General features: G+C 37.6%; 17 protein-coding genes. 8 read left to right on the forward strand and 9 right to left on the reverse strand.

All coding sequences use genetic code 11. The features are described from left to right. From LVD47_RS01205 to LVD47_RS01225, 5 genes are all read right to left on the reverse strand, one after another. Complete coding sequence (locus tag LVD47_RS01205; RefSeq protein WP_236973688.1) at positions 1–2,346, reverse strand: aminotransferase class III-fold pyridoxal phosphate-dependent enzyme; 2,346 nt, start codon at positions 2,344–2,346, stop codon at positions 1–3. Positions 2,347–2,365: 19 nt separating this feature from the next. Beyond that, on the reverse strand, positions 2,366–3,808 hold the full coding sequence (locus LVD47_RS01210; RefSeq protein ID WP_236973689.1) for a glycoside hydrolase family protein: 1,443 nt from the start codon (positions 3,806–3,808) through the stop codon (positions 2,366–2,368). Between the two features lie 18 nt (positions 3,809–3,826). Beyond that, on the reverse strand, positions 3,827–5,353 hold the full coding sequence (locus LVD47_RS01215; protein ID WP_236973690.1) for a glycoside hydrolase family protein: 1,527 nt from the start codon (positions 5,351–5,353) through the stop codon (positions 3,827–3,829). Positions 5,354–5,809: 456 nt separating this feature from the next. Beyond that, positions 5,810–7,285, reverse strand: coding sequence for a RagB/SusD family nutrient uptake outer membrane protein (locus LVD47_RS01220; protein WP_236973691.1), 1,476 nt, complete (start codon positions 7,283–7,285; stop codon positions 5,810–5,812). A 10-nt stretch (positions 7,286–7,295) separates the two neighbouring features. Continuing rightward, positions 7,296–10,508 carry a SusC/RagA family TonB-linked outer membrane protein gene (locus LVD47_RS01225; RefSeq protein ID WP_236973692.1) on the reverse strand — a complete coding sequence of 1,071 codons (3,213 nt, stop codon included), beginning with the start codon at positions 10,506–10,508 and terminating at the stop codon, positions 7,296–7,298. A gap of 600 nt (positions 10,509–11,108) precedes the next feature. On the opposite strand from LVD47_RS01225, the gene LVD47_RS01230 reads away from it, so the two are divergent. The 6 genes from LVD47_RS01230 (at position 11,109) to LVD47_RS01255 (ending at position 18,246) form a co-directional block, all read left to right on the forward strand. Further along, on the forward strand, positions 11,109–12,098 hold the full coding sequence (locus tag LVD47_RS01230; protein WP_236973693.1) for a 3-hydroxyacyl-CoA dehydrogenase family protein: 990 nt from the start codon (positions 11,109–11,111) through the stop codon (positions 12,096–12,098). Positions 12,099–12,108: 10 nt separating this feature from the next. Further along, the gene (locus LVD47_RS01235; RefSeq protein WP_236973694.1) at positions 12,109–13,413 is read left to right on the forward strand and encodes an aspartate aminotransferase family protein; all 1,305 of its coding nucleotides are present in this window, start codon (positions 12,109–12,111) and stop codon (positions 13,411–13,413) included. A gap of 9 nt (positions 13,414–13,422) precedes the next feature. Further along, positions 13,423–14,406: a 3-hydroxyacyl-CoA dehydrogenase family protein gene (locus tag LVD47_RS01240; RefSeq protein ID WP_236973695.1), complete on the forward strand. Its 984-nt coding sequence runs from the start codon at positions 13,423–13,425 to the stop codon at positions 14,404–14,406. 133 nt (positions 14,407–14,539) lie between these two features. Next, positions 14,540–15,679 carry a dipeptidase gene (locus LVD47_RS01245; protein ID WP_236973696.1) on the forward strand — a complete coding sequence of 380 codons (1,140 nt, stop codon included), beginning with the start codon at positions 14,540–14,542 and terminating at the stop codon, positions 15,677–15,679. A gap of 59 nt (positions 15,680–15,738) precedes the next feature. Continuing rightward, positions 15,739–17,103, forward strand: a complete 1,365-nt coding sequence (locus LVD47_RS01250; protein WP_236973697.1) for a neutral/alkaline non-lysosomal ceramidase N-terminal domain-containing protein — start codon at positions 15,739–15,741, stop codon at positions 17,101–17,103. 6 nt (positions 17,104–17,109) lie between these two features. Beyond that, the gene (locus LVD47_RS01255; protein ID WP_236973698.1) at positions 17,110–18,246 is read left to right on the forward strand and encodes a D-TA family PLP-dependent enzyme; all 1,137 of its coding nucleotides are present in this window, start codon (positions 17,110–17,112) and stop codon (positions 18,244–18,246) included. Here the strand turns inward: LVD47_RS01255 and LVD47_RS01260 are convergent. The 3 genes from LVD47_RS01260 to LVD47_RS01270 form a co-directional block, all read right to left on the reverse strand. Further along, a complete protein-coding gene (locus tag LVD47_RS01260) occupies positions 18,220–19,395 on the reverse strand; it encodes a glycosyltransferase family 4 protein (RefSeq protein WP_236973699.1) in 1,176 nt (391 codons plus the stop codon). The genes LVD47_RS01255 and LVD47_RS01260 overlap by 27 nt on opposite strands. Next, positions 19,358–20,194, reverse strand: coding sequence for a glycosyltransferase family 2 protein (locus LVD47_RS01265; protein ID WP_236973700.1), 837 nt, complete (start codon positions 20,192–20,194; stop codon positions 19,358–19,360). The genes LVD47_RS01260 and LVD47_RS01265 overlap by 38 nt, the downstream gene beginning before the upstream one ends. 62 nt (positions 20,195–20,256) lie before the next feature. Beyond that, positions 20,257–20,817, reverse strand: a complete 561-nt coding sequence (locus LVD47_RS01270; protein WP_236973701.1) for an NADPH-dependent FMN reductase — start codon at positions 20,815–20,817, stop codon at positions 20,257–20,259. A 498-nt stretch (positions 20,818–21,315) separates the two neighbouring features. Between LVD47_RS01270 and LVD47_RS01275 the strand changes: the two genes are divergently transcribed. Next, positions 21,316–24,885, forward strand: a complete 3,570-nt coding sequence (locus LVD47_RS01275) for a CHRD domain-containing protein (protein WP_236973702.1) — start codon at positions 21,316–21,318, stop codon at positions 24,883–24,885. Between the two features lie 142 nt (positions 24,886–25,027). Here LVD47_RS01275 and LVD47_RS01280 read toward each other — a convergent pair whose 3' ends face one another. Then, complete coding sequence (locus LVD47_RS01280) at positions 25,028–25,282, reverse strand: DUF4143 domain-containing protein (protein WP_236973703.1); 255 nt, start codon at positions 25,280–25,282, stop codon at positions 25,028–25,030. Positions 25,283–25,592: 310 nt separating this feature from the next. Here LVD47_RS01280 and LVD47_RS01285 point away from each other — a divergent pair, with 310 nt between their 5' ends. Then, positions 25,593–25,802 (forward strand): heavy-metal-associated domain-containing protein, encoded by a 210-nt coding sequence (locus LVD47_RS01285; RefSeq protein WP_236973704.1) that lies wholly within the window; start codon positions 25,593–25,595, stop codon positions 25,800–25,802. Positions 25,803–25,827: the final 25 nt, after the last annotated feature.

Genomic DNA, 25,827 nt, shown 5'->3' on the forward strand with positions numbered 1-25,827 from the left:
TTAAGCTAGTCGAGCAAATCCTTTTTTGTTATTTTTATTTTGGAAAACTTCATTTTCTATTTCTCCATTGATTACCATATCATTCAATTCACAAAGCACTGCATCCATAGAAATTAGAAGTTTCCTGATATGTTCCTCTTGGTGTGCATGCATTAGATAAAACAATGAGGACACTAAAAAACCTTGTTTAAGCATCTTTCTAATAAAAAGAACTTTCATAATCTGCGAGTGTTCTCCTGATAAAAAAGTCATCGTAGGAGAAACCGGCATTCCTCCAATTTTTATTTCACACTCGGGGTATTTTTGTGCTAATTCTTTAAGCTGTTTTTGAAACGCCTCACCTTTTTTCCAAAGCGTTGCTTGAATATTCAATTCCTGTATCTTATTTAATACTGCCAAGGCAGCTGACGTACCTACTCCATCAGTCCAATAGCTTGAAGAGATAAAACTATTTTCTGATCCTTCCATGACTTCCTTTTTTCCAACAATGGCACCGAAAGGATACCCGTTACTCATTGCTTTAGCATAAACCACTATATCCGGATGTAGATTAATGTTCATATGCGCTCCGGGATAGCCATACCGCAACCCACTGGTAATTTCATCAACAATCAAAATAATTCCTTTGTCCCTACAAGTTCGAACAATATGTTCTATAAAATTCGGATCAGGATACTGGGATCTCATGGGTTCCATAACCACGGCAGCCAGATTGGAACCATGTTGATCAATTGCATTGTCGAAACTCTCAAGGTCATTATATTTAAAAGGAGCTGAAGTTCCTTTTAACTCTCTCGGAACACCTGTAGGTTCTAGTCCGGGTATAAGGTGACCGTCAAGGGCACTGGTTTCACCAATATTTGCTGCAAGATACCAATCGTGCCAACCGTGATACCCACAGAAAGCAATTCCACTATTACCTGTCTTAGCTCTTGCAATTCGAATGGCAATACTCATGCTCTCTCCTCCCGTCCTGGCGAATTTGACTTTTCCTCCTTCTGCCCATGGATGTAATTTCAATAATTCTTTTGCTAAGATTACTTCATCCGGATTAATAAGAGAACAGTAACTTCCCATAGACATTCTTCTCGTCACTGAGGCATTGACATCCGGATCGGCATAGCCTAACATTATCGAACCAACTCCTCCAACAAAGTCTATAAACTTTCTTCCATCCAAATCCCATACTTCACAACCTTTGCATTTGCTATAATAAGCGGGCCAATTTTCCTCGTCAAACATTTCCGATCTTTTGGACATCAACCCCGTACCACCTGCAATAACCTTTCGTGCTTCTTTCCAAAGGTCAGATCCTGTATTTTTTTCCTTTTTTATATTTGTATGCGTAATTGAATCCAACAGATTAATTGCATTGTTAAAAAAAATATTATTTATATCAGCTTTTGATAGTCCACCTATTTCACAAGCTTCTTTTAAGGCCATAAGTGATTCAATGCCAACTAAAGTCATTTGGGTGCTGGTCGGTGCAGAAAAACCTTTTTTCAATATTTCAGGATGTAACCAAAAAAAATGCTCTCCTGTTGTAACACATCTACCACGCATTTCACTTACGGGAAAATCAGAGCCCCATAAAATACGATTAGGTCCCAGGCTTTTGATCGCAGCTGAAAAGGCTTCTTTCTCACAAATAGCAGAAGTATCAACGAATACATTTTCCAGGTCAAATATCTTTTCCAGCCCTCTTTGCCCTGTCCTATAATTAAAACTTCTGGCTACATGTGCTAATATAATCTTTACCCGACCATATTTTCTACTCAACCTTCGCAATTCATCTTGATTATTCTGATCTGCTATACCCTGCTCTCTTACAATATGCAACATGATAACTCCTCCTATATCATGAAGGAGCTCCCACATCCATTCTGGTGCATACTCTGTTATGGATGCATTCATCGTATCTGCACGATCAGCATATACATGATAAACCTTTATACCAATAAATTTTCTGCTATTCAATTCTTCCGCAACTACTGTAGGGTCGTCGTCAGGACTAACCAATTTTAGCCCATAGTTCTTATTCCCAAGATCACTTTTTATTTCATTTAATATCCAGGCGTCTATCTCTTTCCTTTTACCACTCTTATGGGGCATGCCGAAAAACAACCCCTGTATAGACTCGTGACCAATTGTTCTTTTAATTGAATCCTTATATTCTCTTAACCCCAGAGTATGTTCCTTCTCAAGCCATGAAAATGATCCTTCTTTATAATGTAGCGAATTATATAGATGCCCGTGGATATCGAAAACCTTCGATGGAACAAAATCTTTAATTTCCTTCGTGATAAGATGCTCGTCTGTTCTATTTATCTCTTTATTAAACCGCATATTTTTAAATTAGGAAAGGTTAATTAAACTTAAATGAAAATAAATCAGCATCCTTTAGAAAAAATTTCAATCGAATTTCTCTTGATGCCAATTTACTTACATCTGTTTTTCCATTCCAACTAACTGTCCTTTTTATTTCATTTCCAATTATTTCTTGACATTCGGATAAAGTGTAGTCCGGAATGGGTTCTCCGTTTATATCCTGAATTTCGATTTTTATACTACCCGCTGCAGATGTTGAATAATTCAATTCTAATTCTTTTCCTTCAAAAATAAATGGTTTTGTAACGAATATTCCTCCTGTGTAATCAGCATTCAATGAAGCAAAACCATCAATTCTGATCGAATAACGTGAAAGATGAGCGGTTGGTTGGGCATAATCCTCGTTTACATAAATTGACATTTCAGTATCACTTGTCTGTACAACATTCAAGGCAGGGTAGTTAGTTCTAGACACCCAATTTTCCAATCCAATTCCCGGCCGAATAAATGACTCCATAAAAGTACGATCATATTCGTTCCCACCGCGACTCGTCATAAAAATTGCATCTGAACAATCTTTGTAATACTTAGGATTGACATTCAACTGTGCAGCTTGTTGGTCAGAAACCACCTGCCTATTCGGCATAAATCGAGCACCAATAGCCACATATATATGTGGTGCCCTGTAATAAGGACTGGTTTGTTGCGTATATAAATGTTCATAAGGTGTTTCTCCAAAGGTCATCTTTTCCGGAGCAGACCAATGAATAAAATCTTCAGAGGTGCTTCTACTTACCGTTCTAATTCCAGTATACCCTTCTCCTGTCCAAGTCCTAAAATACACTATATATTTTTTTTCAGATTCAGACCAGAAAACTACATTTTGTGAATCAAAAATTCCCTCGGTAAAAATAGGTTTTTCACTAATTTTCTTCCATTTCAAACCATCTTTTGAAACAAAGCCAATCAAGCCACTTTCAAGTGTACCGCCTATCGCTTTATATTTTTCATCCGTATCACAATCAGGATTTTTATCAATAAATGGGCTAAAATTATGAGTTACAGGTGCTGCATTCGCAAGAATCACATTATTCTCTAACGTACCATTGATCTCATAAATTCCTAATTTGGGTTTCACCCAATGAACTCCATCCATAGACTCTGCTACACAAGTAACCTCTCTAGAATTGCCATCCTCCCCTGCTATTGGGACACCTCTGTAATAGGCTCTATATATATTCCCGTCCTTAATTATAGTAGTGTATAAACTGAAGGCTCCTTCCCACGGTTTATCAAAATATAATACCTTTCCCTTTCTTTTCGGTTGATGAAGTTTAAAATCAATATTATCTTTTTCCTCTAATAAGAAATCATCGATAAATAGTTCTCGTTTGTTATCGATTGAAATAACTTCTTGTCCAAAACAAAAATATACTTGAAAAAATAATATTGCTGTTACTACCTGTATTGTTCTTATCATTTAATTTATGTTTAAAATTTATTTAAATTGAAATGAATATAATTCACAATCTCTCATCAAAAACCTGAGTCGGATTGGTTGACCATTTAAATCTTCAAGATCTTCCTTACTATTCCAATTCACTAAATGTCGCACTGAATTACCTACGACCCAATCACATTCTTCTTTGGTAAACCCTGAAATAATATTTCCGTCGTTATCCAGAATCTCTACTCGAATACTCCCTCCGGCTCCGGTATCCGCATTTAGTTCAAGTGAATTACCTGAAAAAATAATTGGTTTTGTAACAACCTCTCCCTTACCGTTGTAAGATGCGTTTAGTGAGACAAAACCATCCAAACGCAAAATAGCCCGGCTTATAGCTGCTTCCTTCTTACCTCCTTCAGCATATGGATCCACTCTTCCAGCCCGGTCCCAGTTAACCCCACAATAATAAATCCAAATCTCGTCCCCCATGATTATAGGGTTGGGCATAGCCCAAATTTGTTTCGAATCAAACCTGCCTAAAGGACCGGGGGACATAAACGGTCTTCTTTCTCCGACTCTTTTGAAATCGATACTATTTCTACTAACTGCTAACCTAATATCACGCATCCCCGGTTCTTCAGTCCCTTGATACTCGGTATTGGGATTCCAATGCCAAAACGATTGAGCCAACATTATATACACGTCTTCATATATAAAAACTGTTGCTCCGTAATAATCAACCGTATTCCCACGTTCTTGAACATCTGAATACTTACTTTTATCCTGAATATCCGGCAAAATAGCAAGTCCAGTATTTTTTATGTCAGAAAAATTATTACTCATAATTGCTCGTCTTACGCCTCTTTGTCTAATACCGTTATTTTCCAAAAAATAACGACCATAGAACAAATACTCTTGAAGGCTTTCATCCCAAAAGATAATTGTCTGCGTATCATGAGGGCCCCGAGGATCAATATCTGAATATAAATTCCAATGTATTCCATCCGGGGAACTGTGCATATAAAATTTACCTGAAGGATAAACTTTTGCTTGCGTTTTATATCTATTTTCAGGTGAAGCTTTAGGATCCTGCCAAACGGAACTACCTCCGATCATACCAGGAATTACAACGTTGTTTTTTTTACTTCCATCAATACTATGTAATCCTAAACTAGGCTTTACAAAATAAATGCCATCATTAGATTCTGCGTATCCAATGTGTCTATCGTGATCATATGGATTATCTTCACTTTTAGGCCGAAAGAAGTCGTACCAAATTTTAACTTTATCACTCTCTTTATCTTTTAGAACACTTGAATACAAATAGACATAGCCCCCTTTTTCAAAGGGAAGATCTGCTATCAATAATTCTTCTCCCCCAGAATAAGGGGAGTGCATTTCAAAATCAACATCATTTGAGAAATCAATTAAGGCATCATCAATAAATAATTGTTTTGACTTGCCAATATTTACAATTTCACTTTGCTCTCCAACTTCGACTTTAGTTTGAGAAAAACCTTCAAATTTTATAAAAATAAATATCAATAAATGAATCCAATAAATTTTATTTATCAACATATTTGATAGCAATTGATAATATTATATTAATCTATCCTTTAAAAAACATACCCTATATCCCAATAAAAATCTAGGATATTGCTATAATTAACCATAAAAAAATATGGTATTTTAAAATTGTATTCGCCGTCCTATTTATCACTCTTTTATAAAATGTATACGCACCATATTTATTTCTATAAAGTTCCTTGCCCATAGCACCGACAAACAGAAAATCTTTATCAGGTTACAATCAATTTTTAATTACGTATTATTCACCAATTTGAGGTATAATTACTTTCCATACTTAATCTTGAAAAAAAGAAACCCGAATGTCAGAAAACGATATTTTATATGTATTTAACCCTGATTATCCACCAAGGGTTTAATCAATATTATACTCCTGCAAGCACATTCTTTCTTACATCGATTCCAAACTAATTACCCAAAGGATTATGGATTAACAAAGTTAATATTTTAATACCCTTGATTTTGTGAAATCTTAGGCTCTAGGGCAAGTATGGATTCCGATATGGGGAATAATTCCAAATACTTATCACTACTTCTATCCTGGAGTGAAGGGACTAATTCAAATGCCTTATCAAAACGCAAAAGATCGAACCACCTCTTTCCTTCAAATGAGAACTCAAGTAATCTTTCTTGCAAAATTATTTCATCATTGTATTCGCGTGTTCCATTCTCAAATCTAAATTGCTCAAAGTTTTCGCCATATGCTCTTTCCCTGATTTGATTTATTTCCAAAGATGGGTCTTCTCCGAGCGCATTCTTAATTTCTGCTTTTAATAATAATACATCCGCATATCTATAAATTACTACATCATCTACAAATAATCTAACACCTCCAGTTATAGTGCCATCATATTTAGAACAAAAAGTCGTGTAGTATTGAACTTCACCTGAATCTTCAATGGTATACACATCTTTAAAAGTAGCTCCATTGCCTCTTTGATCCAACTCACTAAACTGGGACCTGACTAATTCGGAAATTGTATAATTTCCCCCGACAGTTCCCATTGTTCCAATGGCTTCTGCACTTTCCTGGGTAAGATTTGATGGCACATAACCATTGGCCATATAAGATTCTCGTCCCCAATTTTCACCAGGTTCAAACTCCTGGAATCGAATAGCAAATAAAATCTCACTATTCCCTTTGTTATCGTAGTTAAAGATACTATTATAATCCTCCAAGAGTTCAACGTTCGCAGATTCTACCTCATTCAAAGCAGTAAGTGCACTGTTTAAATCAGCTTCACCTCCGTTTAATTTTTTAGCTGTCCAAAGGTATACGTCAGCTTTAAGGGTATTTACTGAAGGTTTCGACCATTCGAATCTACCTTCTGGAATGGAATTATCTTTGAATAAAATCAGTGCTTCATCAATATCAGATTTAATTAATGTAAATACTTCTTCTATAGGTCGTCTCTCCTTCTGTATGGATGCTGGAGAAAAGTCTGTAGTAGGTTCAGTTATAATTACAGATTCACCCCACAATCTTGTAATCCAGTAATAGGAAAAGGCGCGCATAGCATACGCTTGTGCTAATATTTTATTCTTATCATTCTCATTTATAAATTCTATTTCCGGGACGTAATTAATAATTAAATTAGCATGATGTATTAAGGTATATAATCCATTCCATCCTGCTCCAGAATTATTAGCATCTAATAGGTTTTCCCAATAAATATTAGGACCCGTTCCAAAACTCCATCCCATAATTTCGCTTCTACCATCACCCCAATATAATAAACTGCTATTGTCGGCTAATACTCTTAATCTGTCATACATGCCATATAATGCCCCTGTAGCATCATCAGGGGTTTTCCAGAATGTTGCATCTGAAATATTACTTATTGGTTCTAAATTAAGTTCTTCATCACAGGAAGAAATAGTAAATAAAATGATTATAGGTATAAATATTCTTAACGTCTTCATATCGTTTATTTTAAAAGTTTACTCTAAGTCCAAACACCACATTTTTAGGTATAGGATAAGTTCCTGCATCTCTACCGCCATCCTCCGGACTCAGTCCTCTAAATTTGGTAAAATAATGTAAATTATTCCCAGTTGCATTTAAACTTAAATTTGATAATCCGGTTCTTTCAATCAATTTTTTGGGAAAGGAATAAGATAGGGTTAGCTCTCTTAGCGCAAGAAAATTACCCGGCTGATAAAATATAGAATTCCCTCCATTTACATCTCCCTGAGTCCTTGCTATATTTCTCTGAGTTTGTTGATCTGCCCAGTATACTTGAGGATACGAAGCATTATCACCTGGCTCCTGCCAAGAATCATACACATCTGATGTTAAACCACTTCTCGTGCCATATACAGCCAAAATTAATGCTCTGGACCAGTCATATTTAGTATGCCCTACTGTATAATCCATTCTAATACCTAAAGTGAAATTTCTATAATTAAAGTAGTTTGAAATACCACCAGTCCAAGTTGGATACACATTTCCCATATAGACACGATCTCTTAAATCAATAACCCCATTATTATCAACATCCTTCCACTTAACATCACCACCGTATTTTGTTTTGTCTGTAACAGTCACTATCATATCCACAACGGGGTCTTCCATAGCTTCTTCATCCGTTGCATATATTTTTTCTTGAACAAACCCATAGATATTACCAAGTGCCTGTCCTTCCTGAATTCCTCCTTGCCAGGAATAATCATTAATGGAGGGATCCCACAAATAATAACCCCCAACCCTATTATTCTCTATTCCATTATCAGGTAATTCAACAACTTTATTTTTCACAAATGAAGCATTAAATGACAAATCCCATTGAAAATCAGATGTTGATGGAAGAATTTTTGACATAACTTCAATTTCAAATCCTTTATTTTCCAAGCTCCCCAAATTTGTTCTGATACTACTGAAACCAGTTGTGGGTGGCAATGGGAGGCTTGTCAACAAATTATCTGTTATTCGACTATAGATATCTGAAATAATATTTATTCTATCATTAAACAAGCCAATATCAACTCCAAAATTAACTGTTTTAGATCTTTCCCACTGAAGTTGCGGGTTGGCCAAAACAGTATTTAAAATAGCAGAATTACCTCCGTACTGCCTTCCAACACTATAAACTCCTTGTGATTCATAATCTCCTAAACCAGAAATATTTCCATTGACACCATAACTACCTCTCAATTTCAATCGGGATAATAAATCAGATGTATTCCAAAAATCTTCACGGTGTAAATTCCAACCTAATGATACTCCCGGAAAAAAGCCCCACTTGTAATTCTCACCTAAGTTAGAAGCCCCATCATATCTACCGTTTAAAGAAACTAAATATTTTTGGTCAAAATTATAGTTTAATCTAGCAAAATAACCTAAAATCAATTGTTGTGATTCAAAGCCACTAACAGATACTGGGACAGCCGACGCATTTAACGTTGGTATCAAATCAGATGCAGCACCTTGTCCCCTAGCGTCCAAAGAACTATTCTCTCTATTAAAATACGAAAATCCACCTTTGATCGAGAAATTATGCGTATTATTAATAGACTTAATATAGGACAAAATCGCATCAGCCTGGTATTGCGTAAGATTAGAATGATATCCTGTGGCTGTTCTTGTATCCACAAATGTTGTAGGACTATTAATGTATGATGCTTGTTGAAAAAACCGCTCATTTATTGCAGTACTAAACATAGATATTTGTGGTTCAAATGACAACCCAGGTAAAATATCCCAATCAGCACCTATTGCAATAGTTAAGTTATCTTCACCATTTTTAATGTCCTGGGAATTATTATAATACTCGGGATTTCTATATGAAGGATGGGCATTTCTGGCCAAGGTTCCGTCTTCCAGTCTATATTTTGCAGTAGGTGCAATAGCTTGCCCCCTTTCATAACCCCATCCTTCACCTCGATGTGACGATTTTGAAAATATCAATCTGCTATATGCGGTAAGATCATCTCTAATTTTTAAATCGCCATTAAAATTCAAAGAAAATCGATTGTAGAAAGTACCTATTGCAGTGCCTTCATTATCTAAATATCCTAAACCTAAATTGAAAGTACCTTTATCATTCCCTCCCGAAAATGACAATGAATGATCGTGAGAAACACCAGTTCTAAAAAGTACATCTTGCCAATCTGTGCCTTTAAATATAATAGTTTTGGATGGATCTACCGGATCAGGCATGCTTTCCCATCCTTCATTCAATTTGTGTTCATTTTCTGAAGTTAAATATTGAGTTGTATAGGATGTATTTGCTGTAAGGTCATTTCCAGTACCTCCCGGAGTGGCCTGATCTAATAAACTTAATCTTTCAGGAATTTTTCTCGAAATAGCAACAACCCCTTGCCTGTAGAATTTAATAAAATCACGAGCGGGAACCATATCATATGTTTTCCCTACTTGCGAAAACATTAGATTATAATTATAACTGATTTTATTATTTCCTGATTCTCCGGATTTAGTCGTTATAACTACTACTCCATTTGATCCCCTTGCCCCATAAATAGCTGTAGACGCAGCATCTTTTAGTACTTGTATTGATTCAATATCGTTAGCATCAATATTATCCATATTCGACCTAATAACACCATCTATAACATATAGAGGTGAAGCTCCATTTGGGTTATTGATAGAAGTCCCACCTCTCACAATTATACGTGGAGATGCTCCAGGCTGGCCTGTAGTAGTTTGAACCCTAACTCCCGAAACAGCGCCCTGCATAGCAGTCGCGGCGTTAGCATATGGAACATTCTCTAATACCTTTTCATCTAACTTGGTAACAGATGTTGTCAATTCCTCCCGAGACTGCGACCCATACCCCACAACTACCACTTCATCCAACACTTCAGAATCAGATTCCAAAGTGATTGTCATGTTCGATTCTCCACTGATTGGTAATGTTATTGTTTTATACCCTATATAACTAATTACCAGGGCATCTGAATCCAATTTCACGTTCTGCAATGTAAACTCACCTTCAAAATCCGTCGAAGTCCCATTGTTCGTGCCTTCCACCAGCACATTGACGCCTATCAGGGGTTCACCGGCCTGATCCGTAACCTTCCCCGTTACCTGCCCCTGGCTTTCCTGTGCCGTCACTGTAAGGTTTGTAAATAAGCAGAGTATAAATACTCCCACTTGAAGAATAATATGAATTAAAGTTGTCTTCATAACACCGAGGTTTAAAAATTTGTAATAAAATCAACGATACAAACTTACAAAGGCCTGATACACAATGCTACTACTTTTATTTACATTACTTATACTATTTTTCAAAACCTGTTTTCGATCCATCAAATAACCTTCAAACAGCAAAGAATAAAACAGATAATTCTGCAATATAGCCACAACACACTCTATTTTTTCGACCATTAAACTTCAATATTATTTACCTATATACAGTTAGTAATCAACTTTATACAATAAAAACTACTCATTTGAATTTCACATTTGGACATCCCTGTACACAAAACAATCACACCCAACCAATAAAAGAAACTAACGAATACAAACCTTTATTATATCTAAAAAATAGTATAGCATTTATACATAAAAGTAGTAGATGGGACTTCAAATCGAAATTACCTTTGTATTATTATTTAAGTTAAATGAGATCTTTTGGTAAAAAGCTATAGCAGATGAATAATTTATATAGTAAATAGTGAAGATTAATTTACCCTTACCTAATAAAAGATCTAGCGTATTATGATGTTAATAAAGACCAAAATGAGAATATTAAACAAATAAGCTTTGTCTTTACAAATTGATTAAATGAAAAAACGACCTTCGGATATCAAACCTGCCAGAAAAACTAAAGTCGGTGTTGTTGGTCTGGGCCTCATGGGAACAAGCATCGCTACCACTTTGCTGGTATCAGGCCATCCCGTAGTTGCTATAGCTTCAATTCCAAGCGATTTGAATACAGCAAGTACAATTTTTCAATCCCAATTGACCCAGTGCCAACAATTAGGGCTATTAGACAAACCCTTAAATGATTATCTTGAAAATCTACTTATCACTGAGAACTATGCAATGCTAGAAGATTGTAGATTAGTTATCGAATGTGTCATTGAGGAAGAAAAGATTAAGATCTCAGTCTACAATAAAATAGAAAGCGTTGTTTCCAGCAAAGCAATTATAGGGACGAATACCTCCGCCATCCCCATTAGCCAACTTCAGCAGCATTTAAAACACCCCGGACGCTTTTTGGGGTTACACTGGGCAGAGCCCGCATTTTCTACCCGATTTCTGGAAGTTACTTGTGGAGATAAAACGGAAATTGAATATGCTGAAAAACTTGTCGCATGGGCTGAAAACTGGAATAAAGAACCCACATTGCTCCGCAAAGACATAAGGGGCTTTATAACAAATCGGTTAATGTACGCAGTATATAGGGAAGGCCTGGCGCAATACGAAGCAGGTGTGGCCGATTTGGATGACCTGGACAAGGCTTTTCGCTACGACGTCGGTTCTTGGATTTCTATAATGGGGCTTTTCGAACGAATGGACTACATCGGTGTTGAATCCTTTGGGGAAGAATTGGCTCAATTACTTCCGATGCTGAGTAATTCAAAAGCTGTACCTGAAGTAATGGAATCCATAGTAGATAATAATGCCAGGGGGATCCACAATCAAAAAGGCCTGTATAATTACTCGCCCGAAGAAGCTAAAAACTGGGATCAAGCATTTGCGGATTTTAGCAGAGAAATTTTTCACCTGACAGAAAAATACATTTCAGATATTGAAAATAACGATCATTGACAACTTTCCTATGAAAATACATAATCACACAAAATCAAAGGACCTCCTTGAAAGGGCTAAAAAAGTACTGGCCGGAGGTGTATCATCCGAATTTAGAAAGTACAATTATCCTCATGCATTATTTTATTCTCATGGGAAAGGCAGTAGAATCTACGATATAGATGGAAATGAATTTCTGGATTTCACCCTTAGTCAGGGTCCTCTTATCCTGGGGCATTCCCATCCAAAGGTTTTAGCTGCCACCCACGAATATGCTCAAAACGGACAATTGTTTGCAGGCCAACATATACAAGAACTGGAATTAGCTGAAAAATTGCAAAAACTAATCCCTTCCGCAGAACTTATACGATTCTCACTTAGCGGTTCGGAAGCCGTCCAGGCAGCATTGAGAGTAGCAAGAGGAGTAACAGGGAAAAAGAAATTCATCCGATTTGAAGGACACTATCACGGATGGTTGGACAATGTTTCCTGGGGCTTGTCACAACCCTCCCCCGAAGACCTGGGATCGCGCAAATACCCCCATGCCTTCCCATGGTCACAAGGACTCCCCGACAGGGTTAATGAAGAATTTCACATATTACCCTGGAATGATCTTGACCTTGTAAAAGAAAAACTTGAAAAGAACCAAAGTGAAATAGCTGCCATTATCACAGAACCTATTATGTGCAACAAGGGTTGTATACTTCCTTCAAGTGGTTTTTTGCAAGGTCTTCGAGATCTTTGCACCCAATACAATATTGCCCTTATTTTTGATGAGGTCATTACCGGGTTTCGGATGTCACCGGGGGGAGCACAAAAATACTTTGGTATTACACCCGACCTCTCCATTTTTGCCAAAGCTATAGCCAATGGATTTCCCCTTAGTGCATTGGTAGGGAAAAAGAAATGGATGAAAGTACTCGAAGAAGGAAGCGTAATTCACGCAGGTACTTTGAATTCGGGTAACGTACCTGTAGCAGCTGCTTTGGCCACGCTAGAAGTAATTGAACAGGATTACGACCATCAAAAATTATTTGAACTGGGTACGATGTTAAAAGAAGGCCTCCTGAATGCAGGCAAGGAATCCGGACAAAACCTGGTTGTAAGTGGACCGGGGCCCATGGTCTTTACAGGATTTTCTGATCATGCACCACTCAATGACTACAGAGATACCCTTCATCACGACAATACCAAGTTGAAAAAATTCATTGCCGGTATGCACCACGAAGGTATTCGGATTATTGGAAGGGGTCTTTGGTACATCAGTTTTGCACACACGAAGAATGATGTAAATCAGGCAATAGAAGCTGCAAAGAAAGTAATGAAAACATTGTAAAACAAACCAATGAAAACATTTGACCAAAACTTATCTAATAATAGAGTACTTGTTATTGGCAACAGCTATTTAACCGCAAGTGTAAGTATCAATTTTGCTAAAGCCGGTTTTCCGGTTTCAGTGGTATCTAACACCCTTATGGTTAAAGAAAGAATCCTTATACATCTGGAGGATATCAAAAAAACAGGAAAAGAAGAATGTAAACCATCCATCAGATACATTCAGGAGATATCTGATAAAGAGCCTTTCTTTTTGGCTATTCTTACTGACAACGATACAGAAACCTATCACAAAGATACTATCAACCGTATCGAAAATAATACTAATGAAGATTTGATAATTGGTATTTGTACAAATTACATTCCGTTGAGTCGGTTTCAACATGATGCTAAATATCCCGGCAACATTTTGGGAATGAATTGGACAGAGCCGGCTCACACAAATTTCTTCCTTGAACTCGTTGCCAACACAAAAACCCACCACTCCGTAGTTGATTTTTTGGAGAAATTTGCCATTAGGTATCTCGGGAAGGACCCATATATTATCACTGGAGAAACTGGAGTTCGTTCTAAAATGTTAGCAGCAATGGCACGAGAAGCATTTTTCTTAATTGAAAAGGGGTATGCAAAAGTGGAAGATATTGATCGTGCCTGCAGAAATGATGCAGGAACGTATATGCCCTTTGCCGGAAATTTTAGATATATGGACGTAATGGGTACTTACGCATATGGGGTAGTCATGAAAAAACTAAACAAAGAGTTATCGAATGCCACCAAACTGCCAGATTTTTTTGTTGAAAAATTACAAAAGAAGAAATACGGAATGAAGGTAAAAGAGGGATTTTACAAATATGATAAGAATGATATTCGAAAATGGAATCAAAAGACACGTAAATTCAGCTATGAAATAAAGGAACTTATGGAGAAATATCCATTTGAAGATTGGTTGGAGGAGGTAAAGGAAAGTGCTAAAAGTAGTACCGTTCCAAGATAAGGTTTAGGTTTTTATCAAAATCTCTTGCTGCCATTTTATAAGAATCACTTAGGCACCAAGGACATGCAGATCCACTTAGTAATTTTCTTAGTGAATCTTAGCGCACTGCGTGTCTAAGTGGTAAAAAAGATATATGAAACCAAAAAAATTAATATTTGACGCACACCTCGACCTGGCTATGAATGCCATGGAGTGGAACCGGGATCTTAGCCGTCCGATCGATGAAATTCGTGAACGGGAAAGAAATATGACAGATAAACCGGACCGGGGAAACGGTACCGTTTGCTTGCCCGAAATGAGGAACAGTAAAATAGGATTGGTTGTAGCTACGCAACTTGCAAGATATACCCCGCGCACAAGTGGTCTTCCGGGTTGGCATTCACCTCAGCAAGCCTGGGCCATGACCCAGGCCCAACTTACCTGGTACCGTGAAATGGAAAAGTGCGGAGAAATGACGCAGATCACCAACATTAACCAATTAGAAAATCACATACAATTGTGGGAAAGTGATTTGCCGGATGTGAGCAAACCGATAGGATATATATTAAGTTTGGAAGGAGCAGACTCATTGGTTGATATTTCATATTTGGAAGAAGCAGTAGAATATGGGTTAAAGGCAATAGGACTATCCCATTTTGGACCGGGAAGGTATGCCCCAGGCACAAAAATGGAAGGTCCAATAACGCCTTTGGGACTGGAACTTTTAAAGAAAATGAATGAATGGGTGGGAACCCAACACCAATTAATTCTGGATGTTACACACCTAACAGACGAAGGATTTGATCAGGCCCTGGATTTGTACCAGGGACCGATTTGGGCAAGCCATCATAATGTACGCAATATCGTACCCAACCAACGTCAACTGAATGATCATCAAATAAGAAGGCTTATAGAACGCGGAGCTGTAATTGGCGGGATGCTGGACTGCTGGGCTATGGACATTCGTTTCATAGACACGGTTTCTGATCCATGGCAATTAGATATAAAGTTAGAACATTTGATCGACCATTGGGACTATATTTGTCAGATTGCAGGCAATACAAGACACGTCGGCATTGGGAGTGATCTTGACGGTATCTTTGGAACAGAACAATCACCCTGGGATATGAACACAATTGGCGATTTACAAAAATATGAAACATTGCTATCCCAAAGGGGGTATTCAGATGAAGATATTGACAATATTTTTAGCGGAAACTGGATTCGGTTTTTGAGAAATGCGTGGAATAGATTACCAAACCACTTAGACACTGAGATCACTCAGGCGCACTAAGAGAAATTGCTAAGTGCTTCTTAGTGGTCTGCGTGTCTAAGTGGTAAAAAAAATAATACATGATCGAAAAATCTTTTAAAGCCGGAGCGGCTCAAGTAAAAATAACGCCTCCATTAGGAACAAGGATCAATGGAGATTTTGTAGCTCATTACGCCACACACATCCATGATGATTTGTATTCCAAAGCTCTGGTTCTGCAAAGAAGCTGGGAAACAATTGTAATTATCGTTGTCGATATTTGTAGTATGTCTTGCGAATTTATCGAAAGTGTAAAAAAGGAAATAACTACTAAGACCAATATTCCGGATAAAAACATAATGATCTCCAGCACGCACACCCATGCATCAGGCTCCATAGAAGATGTTCACATGGGAGGGCCTGATTTAGCTTTTCGACGGACGCTACCGGAGAAAATTGTGCTTTCTGTAGAGCAAGCCATTGACAAATTACAGCCTGCTAAAATAACTAATGGAAAAGTTTCAGTACCCGATCACGTATTGTGTAGAAGATATCAAATGAAACCAGAATATAGACCTATTAATCCCGTCAACGGACTAATAGATTCTATTAAAACCAACCCAATAGGCCTGGAAAAATACATTGATCACCCCATATCAAATCCGGATCCGGAAGTTAGTTTTATTGGCGTAAAATCAACTGATGAAGAATGGATCAGTGTTTTAGGTAATTATTCTCTGCATTATGTGGGAGATTGGCCCAATGGAACTATTTCTTCTGATTATTTTGGGGTATTTGCCAGAAATATCAAATCATTATTAAAAGCGAACAGTGATTTTGTAGGGATTATGACCAACGGGACCAGTGGGGATATCAATATTTGGGACTTTCAGCAACCGGAACGATACCCTACAGAATATTTTGCTAAAAGTGAATTAATTGGAAAGGATATTGCGGATACCGTATTTCGTTCATTTTCCGGTTCCAGGTGGAATGAGTTTCCGGAAATTTCTGCACGAATAAAACCTTTACCTATTCACACACGAAAGCCAGGAATAGATGAGATTAAAAGAGCCTCTGAGATAATCATGGCTAGTGATTATGATTCGTATGAATACAACGATGATAATTTGAGAAAAATTTATGCGCGCGAACAAATACTACTTAATGAGTTTCCAAATAGTCGGGAGGCAAAAATTCAAGCCTTTAAAATAGGTGATTTAACGCTCGGAACCCTTCCTGGTGAATTTTTTGCCGAAACAGGGCTTAAACTCAAAAACGAAATAGGGGATCACTATTTCACAATTGGCTTAGCGAATGGGAATATTGGCTATGTACCTCCTGCCGAAGAGATGAAAAAGGGGGGGTACGAAACCTGGAGATGTCGATATAGTTGCATCAGTAGCGAAGCTGAATACCTTTTTCGAAAGGAATTAATAGATTTGGTAAAAGGATTTGATATTTAATTATATTTGATTCCCATAAAAGAAAATGATATGTCCCAGCCCTGGTATACTATTAACAATATTGAATCCTTAGACTCCCCTTCATTAGTTGTTTATTACGATCGCGTAATTCACAATATTGAATCGGCTGTAGAAATGATAGGAGAGGTAGACCGGTTTCGCCCCCATGTCAAAACCAATAAATCTCCCGAAGTCTGCAAATTGATGATGGATCGAGGTATCCAAAAATTTAAATGCGCTACCATTGCAGAAGCAGAAATGTTAGCACTTTGTGGAGCGGAAGATGTGTTATTAGCCTATCAACCCGTTGGACCCAAAGTGGATCGTTTAATCAAATTAATAACAAATTTCCCCAACACCCATTTCTCTTGTCTGGTGGATAATATTACCTCAGGAAAGCACATATCCCAAGTAGCTGCCGATAACAATATTATAATTAATTCCTATATCGATTTGAATGTCGGTATGGGACGAACAGGTATATTGCCGGGTGATCCAACCATCGACCTGGTATTGTCATTATCTAAATTAAAAGGAATATCTGTAAAGGGACTTCACGCCTACGATGGTCATATCCACACCGTCGACCTCGAACAACGGCGAAAGGAATGTGATGAAGGTTTCCGGAAAGTCGAAGAAACCGTAATAAACATAAAAGATAAGGGTATTGAACTTCAAATAATTGCCGGAGGATCTCCCACTTTTCCCATTCATGCTGAAAGGCCAGGTATAGAGTGCAGTCCCGGAACCTTTGTCTTTTGGGATAAAGGATATTCCGATATTTGTCCGGAACAACCTTTTTTACCCGCCGCGATGCTGGTATCAAGAGTCATTTCCAAACCCAAAGAACATACAATCTGCCTGGATTTGGGCCACAAATCCGTCGCCGCAGAAAACCCATTGGAGAAAAGGGTATTTTTTCCGGAAATTCAGGATGGTAACTTTAAAGGTCAAAGTGAGGAACACCTGGTAATACAAGGTGATTTCGCAAAGGGGATTAAAGTAGGCGATGTATTGTATGGAATGCCCATTCACATATGCCCTACTGTAGCTCTTTATGACTCGGTCAAAGTTATTCGCGATAATATTTGGCAGGGTGAAGAATGGAAAATTGCTTCAAGAGTTCGAAAAATTACCATTTAAAATCTCATCATAAATAGCCTCCCATTTCTTAAGTACTTTTTCTTTGCCAAATCTGGCCTTAACATTATTATGTAATTCATTTGGCGAATAATTATTTCGTTTACGAAAAACGGAGATCATGCCATTTGCCAATTCTTGAATATCCCCTTGTGGAATAATGACTCCACACTTTTCTGTCACAATTAACTCCGAACCCGCTGTCTGGGTAGCCACGACCGGGATCCCACAAGATAAAGCCTCTATCATCGTAAGGCCAAAACTCTCTTTTCTGGAAGCGGAAACCAATACAGCAGAATTTTGCAAAAGAGATCTAATACCCTCCCTTTTTACAGCACCTGCAAAGTGAATTGCACCTTCAAGCCCCATATTCTTAATTTTATCCTGTAAATCCTCCGCACCTTTAATATCGTCAACCAAGGTAAGTCTGGCATTCAGGACTTTCTTTTTTACAATTCCAAAAGCTTCAATTAAACGGTCCATACCCTTGGTATGCGCAGGACTGCCTATGGAAATAAAATCAGGCGATTGGACTATTTTTATTGGCGGGATATAAAACCCACTATCTATATAATTCGGAACATATTCTGTGGGTACCCCATAAATACGTTCCATACTTTCCTTGAGAACAGGGCTTACTGCAGTTACTTTATTAGCGCTTACAGCACTTCTTAAAGCTTTATTTAACAGCCTATCCGGTAAATCCCCTGTGATTAGTGAGGACATGTGTTCTGTATATATAAATGGGATCCCGTATCGGCTATTAAAGCTAGCAGCGACGATCAAACCAAGTATGGATTGTGCATGTATTAAGTCAGGCTTTCCATAACGCCTTTGATAATTAAGAAATAATTTCCGATAATTACCCAACCACTGTTTCCACCCAAAACCAACTTTTGGCAATGTCCACTTTTTTTGCCCCAGAAAATTATATCGTAACCCCTCTTTTTCTATCCATTCAGAATTGAATTGCCCAATGTGATATTCGCCATAGATCAAGCCCGGCTTATAACGAGTATGCATCGCAATATCCTCGGTAAACCGATGAAACATTTGAGCAAATAACCCTGAAAATCCCAGATCAAACCATGGCGGCAAAACAAGCAAATGCGGGTTATCCTTTCGTGACATATTTGAAATATCCTTTCGCATACTGCAATTTTACACACCAACAGAAAAATACTATTTCAAAAAAATTTAACCCCATGGATTCGCTATTATTTTTTTTCCAAAATCTCTTCACAAATGCAGGAGAAGGGGGAAGAACGTTTTTAATAATATACCATTTGGAATTTAGTACAAAACGATTTTCTCCCATACCAAAACCAATCCTTCGATATTTTGCCAGAAAAGACTTCTTTGATTTAAATGAATATTTAAATTTTGAGTTTCCTGCAATTTTTAATTTATAACCTTCTGAAGATGCTCTGCCAGTCCACAACATATCCCCCAATGACCTTACCTCTGGAAACCGCCCAATACTTATCCAAGCAGATTTATAAAAGAACAGGTTCCCTGCAGGCAAAGCCTTTAACTCATTAGTGTTTAAATCTGAAAAAGAGGAATATAAGTAGTCAAATTTTTGCCAATTATTTATTTTTTCAGGGTCTGGTTTAATGGGGACTCCGGAAACAATGCAATTTTCTTCCAATTCCTGCAAACCGGAGTCTAACCACCCCTTTTCAACCAGACAATTAACATCTAGCAAGGTAATAATTGGCTTTGAAGCTCTTTCTATCCCTATATTCCGGGCAACATACGGTGAAGGGAATTTATTTGTGGTGCATATAATTACAGGATATCTTTCCAAAAAATCAGGTACAGAATCACTATTCTCTACAACAATTATTTCATGATTCCCATACCCTAATTCCAATAACCTATCCAAACAGGAAGCTAATCTTTCCGGCTGATTTCTATGAGGGATAATTATTGAACATTTTTGGTCCATTGGAGCATTCTCTAATTACTTACCATACCACAACGTACATTTATCAGTGAAGTGTATTAATATTAATCAGCCATTCTTTTCTTTGCTTCCACTGCCCAGTCCAGTTCTTCAAACAACACCTTGGCCTTGTTGTTGGATAGTTTAGGATTTGAGGGCACACCATTTTCGCTATAAGCTTTATCTACATTCGGAACCGGAAACCGAACGGGAACAACCCACGCCCGCATTTTCCACAAACTAAATTGAAGGGAATAAATAACTTGTGTACCTCCGAAATTACCGTCTGAAACCGTAGCAATAGCTGTCGGTTTCTTATACCACTCGGGATATAATAAGTCGATTGCATTCTTCAAGCTAGCAGGATATCCTCCGTTATATTCCGGTGTGACTATGATAATAGCATCATTCTTTTGAACATCTTCAGAAAATTGAAGCATTTTATCCGAAGGATTTTTTTTATTTGATAACCTTTCATCAAATAAGGGAAAGTCAGCCTTGTCAAGGTCGAAAATTTCACTTGTTCCGAGATCATTCTCCTGGATATAATTTTCGAAGAAGAGTGCGACCCGGTGGCTAAGACGATTAGTTCTAATACTCGATGAAATAATTAAGTAATTGGTCATACTTTATTTTTTTTCGTTCAACCAGAAATATAAAGAAATAAATAGAGAATATTTTCCTTTAAAACAATCGATAGATTAAACATAAGGATACGTAGGAAATCAACTGGGCTCAACATCCCAAGTGTGGATTTATTCCCATGCCCTCTCTTGTGAATTTTTCCTACCCGTAAAATCTCCTTCGCCATAGAAAACACTTAATACGAAAAACTCATATTGGCTTCAAAATTGAATCAAATAACCATAAACCATGGGTTCCTAAAAGTCAAAGATGTACTACTTCAAAACCCACATTAAACCTTTTATATTTTTCAAATTTAACACCAAATAAACAATTAACAACTACTTAAGGATTAAGACAAAATATTTAACTCCATATATATGAATATTCAAACTAATTATATTTCATTTTTATTTTAAAAATTACTATTTTATAAATCTAATAGCCCAAAAGCTACGTAAGTATCCTTGTTGTTTGTATATCACTAAAATTTAAAATTGATGAAAACCTTACATTTACTCTTCATTTTACTTACATATTTCTTCTGCTTTCAGGGTTATTCCCAAATTTCTATGACTTCTATAAGTGATTTTAGCGGTGGGAAAGATGGTTGGGATGAGCCCGATATGAGTCCAAACAGACCGGAAATAATATCAAATGGAGGTCCTGCAGGAGATGGAGATGCTTTTTTGCGAAATGAATCTTCCGGAAGTGCCGGTGCCGGAGGCAAATGGGTAACTATTAACGAATCGGATAAATGGACCGGCAATTATACCTCCACAGGCGTTCAGAAAATTTCAATGGATGTAAGGAATTCAGGTTCTAATAGCGTAAACCTGAGATTGGCATTCGGAGCTTCGAACACAGGCAACAGGGTTTGTACGGATGGCATAGTTGTAGAACCCAGTGACGAATGGTCTACCATTGAATTTTCTATTGTACCTGACGATCTTTCCGTGATAAGTGGTTCCGATCCGGCGTCGATCATGTCTGATGTACAGATTACGAGAATAGTTAGCAATTCAGCACCATCCTGGACCGGCGAACAAATAGATGCTTCTGTGGATATTGACAATATTCAGGTAGTGAACGAAACAGAAGCTCCCGAATATACTCATATAGCTCATTTAACAGGAAAAAGCCAACCGTCCCCGGTATTGACAATGGCAAGCGGAACCATCAATCTTTGGTTGGCAGGTGATACTTTAAAGTTATCCGGTGATTTCCAGGGCATTCAATCAGGTGTTGACACTTCAATAGCTGGTGGGTTACATATTCATTCGGGTTTGGCTGGCACGAACGGAGGCGTAGTATTTCCATTAATTGCAGAATTTGCAGATGACCTTACTTCGGGTACACTTTCAGAGGAGGATAATTCATTCGTTCTCGACACCGAACAATTGGAATTATTGAACAATCAAGCTCTTTATATAAATGTACATTCAACCGAATACGGAAGTGGAGAAATCAGAGGACAGATAACTGAATGGACAAACCATATTTTTTCTGCCCACCTGCTTGGAGGCTATGAAAACCCCTCAGTAATGACAGCAGCAAGTGGCAGTGTAGTAATGACTGTTGATACCAATAATTTAATGAAATTCAGTGGGTCCTTTAGTGGATTGGAAGGAGATTTTGCAACGGAAATAGCAGGAGGGGCCCACATACATATGGCGCTACCAGGAACTAACGGAAGCGTAGAAGTACCTCTTGTAGCCACTATTGACTCCACAGGAAGATCCGGAGTTTTTGAAGTACAAAATAATACAATAGAAGTCACCGGAGATCAACTGGAAGCACTATGGAGTCGGGGGATGTATGTTAATATTCATAGCTTAATTGCTCCCGGAGGAGAAATTAGAGGTCAACTTGTCCCGGCTTCCAGTAAAATGATATTTAGATCACATCTTTCCGGAATGAACGAAGTGCCCTTTTATATTACTACGGCTTCGGGCACCACTATTGGAGAAGTTACGAATGAAAATCATCTCGCAATCTACGGTTCTTATCATGGCCTTCAAGGTGATTTGGCAACAGATATAGCTGGTGGAATTCATATCCATTCGGGTCACGCTGGAGAAAACGGCGGGGTGCTAAGTCCCTTATGGAATGAAACAACCGAAAATGGCAGCGGGATTATTCCAGTCGACAGTAATATTATCACTACAGATTCTGCAATGTTACAGACTTTACTTTCTCGTGGAATTTATGTAAATATTCATTCTTCAGAATCCCCTGGTGGTGAAATTAGAGGACAATTAATTCCCGATGCACCTATCAATTTTACAGCTCCCTTGACGAGTTCTCAACAAATAAGTACTGCCCTTTCCACAGGGTATGGTGCCCTTAAAGGAGAATTACGCGGAAATTTATTGACCATCTCTGGAACCGTCAATAATCTTTCAAGTCCAATTGCAACTGAAATTGCAGGTGGCGGTCATTTACATATAGCCTTACCCGGCTCAAATGGTTCAGTAGCTTTTCCACTCGTACTTAATATTTCAGAAGATAGGATGTCAGCCAAAATATGGCCTGATAGCAATCGTTTTGAATTAAGTGAAGAACAAATACAACAGGTAAGAGGACGAGAATTTTATGCAAACATCCACACAGAAAAATATAATAGTGGTGAAGTCCGGGGTCAATTACTTTTTGACGCCTCAATATATGGAGCATCCGTCTTATCGGGGTCACAACAATCTCCTCCGGTCTGGAGCAATGGAAAAGGCCTTGTACTAGCTGAAATGCGCGGAAATGCTGCTATTTTATCAGGTTCATTTTCAGGTTTGACGTCATCCGTTGACACCAGTATCCTCGGTGGGGCACACATTCATCAGGAAATGGCCGGAAAAAATGGTGGTGTTGTAAGCCCGGTTACACTATCACTCGACTCAACAGCTTTATCGGGAAAAATTTTACCAGGTAATAATGGATATTTAATCACAGACGGGATGATTGATACCTTGCTTGACCGAGGTATGTATATTAATGTACATAGTCTAAACCACGGTGGAGGAGAAATCAGGGGTCAAATACTACCTTTGTCTCAAGCTTACTTTTCTGCAAATTTATTGAGTTCTAACACCAGCCCCAAAGCCGAAAGTGAAGGGTCAGGATTAATTCTTTTTGAATACAATCAGGGAAATGTTACAGGAAGCGGAGCTTTCACCGGCCTTACCAGTCCATTAGCCACCAGTATACTGGGTGGTGCACATATTCACGATGCTTACGTTGGTTCCAATGGTAGTGTTTTGACACCATTGGTCAACACGGTTTCGGAAGACAGTACCAGTGCAGTATTCCCCGTCGATAGCAATTCCATAACACTGGACTCTATGCAAGCCCTTCATTTTTGGAATGGAGGAAACTATGTCAACGTGCATTCTGCAAATTATAATTCAGGGGAATTACGGGGGCAAATTCTCCCCGTAATCAATTATTTTCCGAATTCTGAAGAATCGATTATTCAATCTGGAGATGAAATAGTTCTCGACACCACCAGTGATGAAACTACTGTTAGTTTTTCATGGGTGGAAGCAATGGATACTGACTCCCTTGTATATCAGTGGCAATGGTCAGTCGACAGCTCCTTTGAAGAGATATTATTTGAATCAGAATACATGGGGGGAAACATTGCGGAAATGAATTCGATGACAATTCTGGATACTTTAATGAACCTTGGATTCTTTTCTGATTCTGACACTGCGTGTGTTTTGGCTCGCTTAAAGGCCACCGATGGTAGTTTATCTTCTGTCGGCCCTAATACCGAGATTTGCTTTGTATTAGGAGTCCGGACAAATAATCTACAAGATCCTTTAGCAGTGGTAACCACCCTTGGACCTGTTCCGGCGAGAAGTGAAATAACTGTAAATATTCAAAATTATAAGGATTTCAATCCTTCGGAAACTATTCAAATAGAAATATTTAATGCTTCCGGTCAAGCTGTATTCAGCAGGGAAATTCATATGTATTCACTTAATCACCGGGAAAGCATTCAATTGGATCAGTTTTCAACAGGTACCTACTACTTGAAAATGAACAATGCAATTTGGCCATTTATAAAGTTATAATATAATACTATCCACCACTAAACAATATTTTTTTAATTTCAAATGTTGCTAGGTGGTGGGTCTTTTTATAATTTGGTCTATCTTCCAATACATCTCTACATGATATTTAAACCTAAAAATAAAATATTACTATCTTTATTTGTCATGTTATAAAATCCAGGTAATTATTTTTACTAATTACTTGAAAAGACGCATCGGGATAAGCCTTTACAAAAGCCGTTGGAATTTTCATCTTTTTTCTGGATCCCCACTTAAATTCAAATGCTTGTAATTTGCCACTTTTTTCATCTAACCAATCAAGTTCCTGATGATCATAAGTACGCCAGAAAAAATTGTTTGTCCATAGCCTCTCATAGTTCTGCTTTTTGATACGTTCATAGGCAAATAGTTTTTCCAACGATCACCAACATCATTGCTGTGCAGTAAACGATTCATTTTTAATGAGTTATATACTTTCATCTATAAAATGAATCGTATTAATGCAAATTCAGTCAATTCGTTGACTAATTTTATACAAATTCGATCAAAACAAAAAGTAAATACAACCGGTAAAACGAAAACAAGGAAACTAAAGGCAGATCACAAAATGCACCTCAATCCTGCTTACTTACCTGTATATTTTGCAACACATAAATGAAATTCTGCAACACTTCACATTTAATGTCCTGTATCTTTGATCCATTATCAAATTATTAAAAATCAACACAATGATACAAGAAGAAGTTTTTAAAGTAAAAAATATGAAATGTACAGGTTGTTCAGAAACGATCACAAAAACACTTAACAACCTAAAAGGAATAAAATCGGTAGAGACCAACCTGGATTCGAAGGATGTAAAAATATCAATGGATACTTCCCAAATCACAAAGAAAGAGATTGATATTGCCCTAAAACAAAAGGGATACCCCATTTCCTAAATGCTTCGGGTTGGTCCAACCAATA

The organism is Membranihabitans maritimus (assembly GCF_021729145.1).
GTDB classification, from domain to species: Bacteria; Bacteroidota; Bacteroidia; order Chitinophagales; family Saprospiraceae; genus Membranihabitans; species Membranihabitans maritimus.